Source organism: Dactylosporangium sp. NPDC051484, from assembly GCF_040689395.1.
Taxonomy (GTDB): Bacteria; Actinomycetota; Actinomycetes; order Mycobacteriales; family Micromonosporaceae; genus Dactylosporangium.
The window spans coordinates 133,448-139,539 of sequence record NZ_JBFAZX010000019.1 but is presented as its reverse complement, the minus strand read 5'-3'; the positions used below and the strand labels follow the sequence as shown (position 1 = coordinate 139,539).

The 6,092-nt window shown below is 72.5% G+C and carries 7 protein-coding genes; 3 read left to right on the top strand and 4 right to left on the bottom strand.

Annotation, left to right across the window (positions count from 1 at the left end; translation table 11 throughout):
* Nucleotides 1–7: 7 nt before the first annotated feature.
* The 3 genes from AB0367_RS26755 to AB0367_RS26745 form a co-directional block, all read right to left on the bottom strand.
* Entirely contained in the window at nt 8–364 is a 357-nt protein-coding gene (locus AB0367_RS26755) for a LysR family transcriptional regulator (protein WP_366229168.1), read from the bottom strand.
* Between the two features lie 571 nt (nt 365–935).
* Nucleotides 936–2,630 (bottom strand): glycoside hydrolase family 3 N-terminal domain-containing protein, encoded by a 1,695-nt coding sequence (locus tag AB0367_RS26750; protein ID WP_366229167.1) that lies wholly within the window; start codon nt 2,628–2,630, stop codon nt 936–938.
* A 40-nt stretch (nt 2,631–2,670) separates the two neighbouring features.
* Nucleotides 2,671–3,162, bottom strand: a complete 492-nt coding sequence (locus tag AB0367_RS26745; RefSeq protein WP_366229166.1) for a DUF3145 domain-containing protein — start codon at nt 3,160–3,162, stop codon at nt 2,671–2,673.
* 254 nt (nt 3,163–3,416) lie between these two features.
* Between AB0367_RS26745 and AB0367_RS26740 the strand changes: the two genes are divergently transcribed.
* A complete protein-coding gene (locus tag AB0367_RS26740) occupies nt 3,417–3,749 on the top strand; it encodes a hypothetical protein (RefSeq protein WP_366229164.1) in 333 nt (110 codons plus the stop codon).
* 173 nt (nt 3,750–3,922) lie between these two features.
* On the top strand, nt 3,923–4,891 hold the full coding sequence (locus tag AB0367_RS26735) for an alpha/beta hydrolase (RefSeq protein WP_366229163.1): 969 nt from the start codon (nt 3,923–3,925) through the stop codon (nt 4,889–4,891).
* 121 nt (nt 4,892–5,012) lie between these two features.
* Here the strand turns inward: AB0367_RS26735 and AB0367_RS26730 are convergent, their stop codons facing one another.
* Nucleotides 5,013–5,213 (bottom strand): hypothetical protein, encoded by a 201-nt coding sequence (locus AB0367_RS26730; protein ID WP_366229162.1) that lies wholly within the window; start codon nt 5,211–5,213, stop codon nt 5,013–5,015.
* Nucleotides 5,214–5,398: 185 nt separating this feature from the next.
* Here AB0367_RS26730 and AB0367_RS26725 point away from each other — a divergent pair, with 185 nt between their 5' ends.
* A complete protein-coding gene (locus tag AB0367_RS26725) occupies nt 5,399–6,058 on the top strand; it encodes a DedA family protein (protein WP_366229160.1) in 660 nt (219 codons plus the stop codon).
* Nucleotides 6,059–6,092 lie beyond the last annotated feature (34 nt).

Below are 6,092 nucleotides of genomic sequence, written 5' to 3'. Positions count from 1 at the left end.
TCGAGGGTCACGACATCCAGCTCGATCCGCGGATGCGTACGGTGGAAGTCCTGCAGCAGCACCGCCGGCGCGATCCGGCGACTGTGGACGTCGACACGCAGGGCGCGCCGACCGGGGCGCACGGCAGCGTCGGCGCGCGCTTGCACCCGGAGCAGTTCAGCGCGTGGGGCAGGAAGGCCTGGCCGTCGATCGTGAGCTGGACGCCGCGAGCCGTGCGGGTGAACAGCCGTACCCGCAAATCCTTCTCCAGTGCGGCGATGCGCTTGGACACGGCTTGCTGGGTGATCGACAGCGCGGCGGCGGCGTCCTGGAACTGGCCGGCATCCGCGGCCGCCACAAAGGTACGCACGGCGTCGAGGTCCACCACCGAACCCTACGCACACAACGGCCGGTTGTGGCTCGCCGCCGGTTCGATTGTTTGATCCCTTGTCCCCGGCCTTGCTTTGATCGGCGTGATCAACGGCGAGTTGTCCCGGGAAGGAGTGGGGTGGACCGGCGGTTCGGATGGCTGTGGGCGGCCTACGCGATCAGCGCCTACGGCTCCGGGCTGGGCTTCGGCGCGTTCCCGCTGATCGCCGTGCTGGTGTTGCGGGCCAGCCCCGCTCAGGTGTCGGCGCTATCCGCGGTGGGGCCGGCAGCCCGGAGTCGCCGGCCTCGCGACCGTGATCGCTGTCGAACTCGCGATCATCGTCGGCATGAGCCTGTACAACCCCGTGCTCGCCACCTACCGGCTCGAACACACCCCCAAGGACCGCATCGCCCGCACCCTGTCGGCCTGCTCGATCAGCAGCAGCGCGTCCATCGCCGTCTTCAGCGCGCTCGGCGGACTGCTCGCCGGCGCCACCAGCCCACGCGCGGCCATCGCGGTCGCGGGACTGCTGATCCTCGCCAGCCCGATGCTGCTACCCCCGCCGCCGCAAGGAAACGATCGCGGCTCAGGCGCAGGCCGAGGCGGGCAGGCCCTGGACCGGGACCGGCGTGCGGCCCCGCGCCTTCGCCTTGCCCACCAGCACGTCGGCGAGCGCGGACATCGAGGCGCGCGATCCGGAGTATGTCGCGACCAGGGTGCCCTTGGCCGAGCCGAGCACATACGGGGTGTCCAGCGCCACCGTGACCGCCGACGACGGCGACAGGTCGGCCGAGCCGCGGCCGTAGCCGATGAGCCGCACCTCGGCGCCGCCCTGGGTCACCACCTCGGCGCCCGCCTGGCGCAGCGACTCCTCCAGGATGCCCCGGGCGGTGTCGTTGCCCGCGGACGTGACCCGGATCGGGCCGGTGACCAGGGCGCCGGAGCACGGGCCGCGCAGGACGGTGATCGCGGCGGCGGCGCCGGCCCTCGCGGCCGACCTGCCGGCGTCGCCGTCCACGACGCTCATCGGCGGGCGCGACACCTCGGCCAGCCGCAACTTCAGCGTCAGGATCCGGGTCGCCGACTCGATCAGCCGCTGCTTGGTGATCCGCCCGGAGTGCACGGCGTCGAGCAGGCCCTTGTAGGCCGCGGTCAGGTTGGGCGGCATGAGCAGCACGTCGTTGCCGGCGAGGATCGCGCGGACCGCGGCCTCCCCCGGCGGCCACGCCTCGGCCGGCGTCATGTTCAGGGCGTCGGTGACGACGACCCCGGTGAAGCCGAGCTTCGTGCGCAGCAGGTCGACGAGGACCTTGCTGGAGAACGAGGCCGGTCCGCCCGGGTCGACCGCCTTGACCTCGAGGTGGCCGGACATGATCAGGCCGATGCCGGCGTCGCGCGCGGCGAGGAACGGCGGCAGGTCGGCGGACTGCAGCGCGTCGAGGCTCTGGCCGAGCACGGGCAGGCTGCTGTGGCTGTTGACGGTGGTGTGGCCGTGGCCGGGGAAGTGCTTGGCCGTCGCGGCGACCCCGGCGGACTGCAGGCCCCGGACGGCCGCGGCGACCTGGACGGCGACCTTCGCCGGGTCGCTGCCGAACGAGCGGGAGCCGATCACGCCGCCCGGCTGGGTGCCGAGCACGTCGGCGTCCGGGGCGAAGTCGACGTTGACGCCGATCGCGGCGAGCTCGGAGCCGGCCGCCCGCCACGCGGCCTCCGTCACCGCCGGGTCCCCGGCCGCGCCGAACGCGAGCGCGGACGGTAGCTGGACCAAGCCGTCGCGGATGCGGGTCACCTGGCCGTACTCCTGGTCGGTGCCGATCAGCAGCGGCAGCCGCGCGGGCAGGCTCAGCGCCGCCTGCTGCAGGCCCGCGGTCAGCTTCGCGACCTGGGCCGGGGACTCGACGTTGGTGGTCATGTTGGTGCCGGCGGTCGGGTCGTCGGCGCTGGAGGAGACGAGGATGAGGCCGCCCAGGTGGTACTTCTTGACGATCTCCGCCGGGGTCGCGGCGCCCGCGTAGTTGCGGTTGGCCGATGCCGAGCCGGAGGACACCTTGTCGGCGGCGTTGCCGTACGCGTAGGGCATCAGCAGCTGGCCGACGAGCTCCTCATCGGACAGGCGCCCGGCGACCTGCGCGGCCTGCGCCGCCGGGTCGCCGCTGGGCACCAGGGCGGACACCGGCCCGCTGGAGCTCGGGTCGGTGGCGCCGGATCCGCCGTCGGTGCAGGCGCTCAGCAGCAGGGCGAGCGCCGTCAGGGGCGGCAGGAGGCGGCGGGAGGCAGGCATCCCGCAACTCAACCATAAATGCGCAAACTGTCTCTGCCGGTTATCCGACCCGGGTGAGCAGGGTCAGCGGAACACCGTCGCCGGCGTGGCGGTAGGGCTCGAGCTCCGCGTCCCAGGGTGCGCCGAGCGCCTTCTCCAGGGCGTGGGCGAACGTCTCGTAGCCGCGGGCGCCGGCCACGAGGGCCCGCAGCCGGTCCTCGGACAGCACGATGTCGCCGTTGGCGCTGGTCGAGCCGCGGAACAACCCCCGGCCGGGCACGTGCATGAACCGCTCCCCGTCGAGGCCCGGACTCGGCTCCTCGGTGACCTCGAAGCGGATCATCGGCCACTGCCGGAGTGCGGCCGCGAGCTCACCGCCCGTGCCGGTCGCGCCGGTCCACGAGCACTGCGCCCGGCGGGCCGAGGGCTCGACGGGCTGCACCGACCACTCGAGTCGCACCGGTGTCCCGAGGACGCGTGCGATCGCCCACTCAACGTGCGAGGACACGGCGAGCGGGGTCGAGTGAACGTATATGACGCCACGCGTGGGCACGTAAGACCTCCTGGAGACCGAGGTGCGTCTTCCCCTACGACCTCGTGCCCCGTGGGTCATGCCGTCGCGTCGGCGGTGACTGTTGCGACCAATGATGACGATGTTGTCCCCGGTGCGCCAGAGAATCGGTCACACCGGTCGTACGAATTGTCCAACGATCGGAGCTTCCACCAGGTAACTCGCTTTTTCCGGGTGGTGCGGCCGGGTGTTACAGTTCCTTGTTCCGTACGCAGCCTCGACAAGGAGTTCCCGCCGTGGCGAGCAACACCTCAAAGACCGCGCGGGCCTCAGTCCGCGCAGGTCAGGCCGGTGCATCCGGCGCCCTCAGTGTGCTGGGTGAGTTCAAGTACCTCATCCCGCTCAACAAGGGCAAGCACGTCTACGTGCGCAACCTGACCAACGGCAAGACCGTGCACCTCAGCACCACCTCGGACGCGTTCGTCGAGGAGATCCGGCAGTTGGCCGGGGCCGGTCACGCCACGAAGATCCGCGCGGAGTTGCAGGCGCTCGCCGCCGCCACCCCGCAGGACGGCTGGGACGCGGCCGAGAAGCGCCTCGTCGAGGCGGGCGTGTTCGAGGCGGCCTGAGCCTCCTCTCGCTATGCGGACGCCGCCGGGTCACCCGGCGGCGTCCGGCGTTTCGCCGGGAGTACATCCGGGAGTACTCCTGGCGTACTCCCGGATTACTTCCGAGAATCACCGGGGTAATTTCAGGTACTTCCGGGTAACAATGGTCCATGGGTACCGTCGTCTCTCCATCCGTGAGGCTCAAGGACGGCGCCCGCCTGTACAGCGTGCTCCACCCCGCCGCGCTGGCCGCCCCCGGCCGGCGCCCCGTCACGGTGGTCCTCCTGCACGGCTGGACGCTCGACAACCGCCTCTGGCAGCAGCAGATCGCCGACTTGCCCACCCGGCTCGGCGCTCCCATCCGGCTGCTCGCCTTCGACCTGCGCGGCCACGGCCGCTCGTCGGCCATCCGCGGCGCCGACGCCACCCTCGAGCAGCTCGGCGACGACCTCGCCGAGGTGATCGAGCAGCTCGTCCCGCACGGCCCCATCGTCCTGGCCGGGCACTCGCTCGGCGGGATGGCGATCATGGAGTACGCCCACCGCTACGCGGCCGACTTCGCGCGCCGCGTCGTCGGGGTCGTGCTCGTGTCCACCTCCGCCGAGGGCTCCTCGCGCACCAGTTACGGGCTCAGCCCCCGGCTGGCCCGGGTGATGCGGATCCTCGAGGTCCAGGGCGCCGGGCTGCTGGCCCGCTCCGGCGCGTGGCGGCCGCATCGGCGCCTGATGCCGCTGCTCGCCCCGGGTGTGCGATGGCTCGTGTTCGGCCACCGGGTGGACACCAGCTGGGTCGCGCTGACGGCGTCCATGGTCGGCAACGCCCCGCTGTGCGCGATCGGCGGCTTCCGGCCCTCGGTCGACCTGCATCACCGCGTGGAGAGCCTGACCGCGATGCGCGGGCTGCCCGTGGCGGTGCTGGTCGGGTCGATGGACCGGCTCACGCCGCCGATCTGCGCCGAGACGATCGCCCGGGAGCTGCCCGACGCCGAGCTCCAGGTGTGCGACGAGGCCGGGCACATGCTGCCGATCGAACGCCCCGACGCGGTCACGGACGCGATCGTGTCGGTCATCCGGCGCGCCGCCCGCAACCGCCGCCGCGCGCCGAGGCCGCGCCGGCCGCGCACCACCGTGGCGGATGACGGCCTCGCCGCGTCGACGGGCTGAGCGTCCATCTCCGCGAACGCGGTGCCGCGCGGCCCCCCGCCCGGCGCGGGGAGGCGAGCCCAGCGCCACCGCGCCGGGCAGCTCGGCGGCGGGACGTCGCAGCCGGCCCCGGTGACCATCGTCACGCTGGCGGCGCGGGCGGCCCGTCCTGGCCGAACATATCCTCGAACACGGCGAGTTCGCCGGTGACGTCCAGGTGGTGCGTCACGGCCGCCAGGCAGGCGGCGACGGGCCCGGCGATCTCGGCGGTCCCGGCGAATGGCCCGGCACGGTTCACGACGGCATCGATGCCCTCGAACAGCCCCGGGGTGAGCGGACCCACCCGATGCGGCAGACCCTGCGGCAGGTTCGAACCGATCGGCCGGCACGGGGCACTCCCCGAGGGTCGCGGCCAGCCGGGTGAGCGGCGACCCGCTGTCACCGTTGATGTCGTAAACCATCCAGCTCACGCTCAGCAACGTATGAGACGCTGAGCACCGACGGAAGTCTCTGGGGAGGAGGGCCGCGGTGCATTACATCGAGGCGTGGATGGGCACGCTCTCCCCGATCTGGGTGTACCTGTTGGTCGGCACCATCATCGGGATCGAGAGCATGGGCGTGCCGCTGCCCGGCGAGATCGCGCTCGTCACCGCCTCCCTGCTTTCCGTCACCACCTCAGTGAACCCGTGGATAGTCGCCGGGGCCGCGTCGGTCGGCGCGATCGCCGGGGACAGCGTCGGATACCTCATCGGCCGCCGCGGCGGCCGGGCCCTGCTGGAGCGATTCGGCCGGCGGTTCCCGAAGCACTTCGGGCCCCCGCACCTGGCCAAGGCCGAGCGGGCGTTCCAGCGCTGGGGCGTCTGGGCGGTCTTCTTCGGCCGGTTCATCGCCCTGCTGCGCATCCTCGCCGGCCCGCTCGCGGGTGCGCTGCGGGTGCCGTATGGCAGGTTCCTCATCGCCAACGCCCTCGGCGGGCTGACCTGGTCGTTCGGCACCGTGTTCGCCATCTACTCGCTGGGCCAGGTCGCCGAGAAGTGGCTGAAGGACTTCTCCTGGGTGGCCCTCGTGGCCGCCGTCGTCGCCGGCCTGGTCACCACCATCTACGTGCGCCGCCGGGCGGCCGCTGAGGCCCGGGCGCTGCGGGCCGAGGCGGACAAGGCGGACCAGGAGCCCGCGGCCACGCCGTAGGAGGAGCCCTCCCCCATCCGGTTCGGCGGGGCAG

Coding starts and splice junctions, on each gene's coding strand:
- AB0367_RS26750 (WP_366229167.1), bottom strand. CDS start 2,630: ATGCCTGCCTCCCGCCGCCTCCTGCCGCCCCTGACGGCGCTCGCCCTG.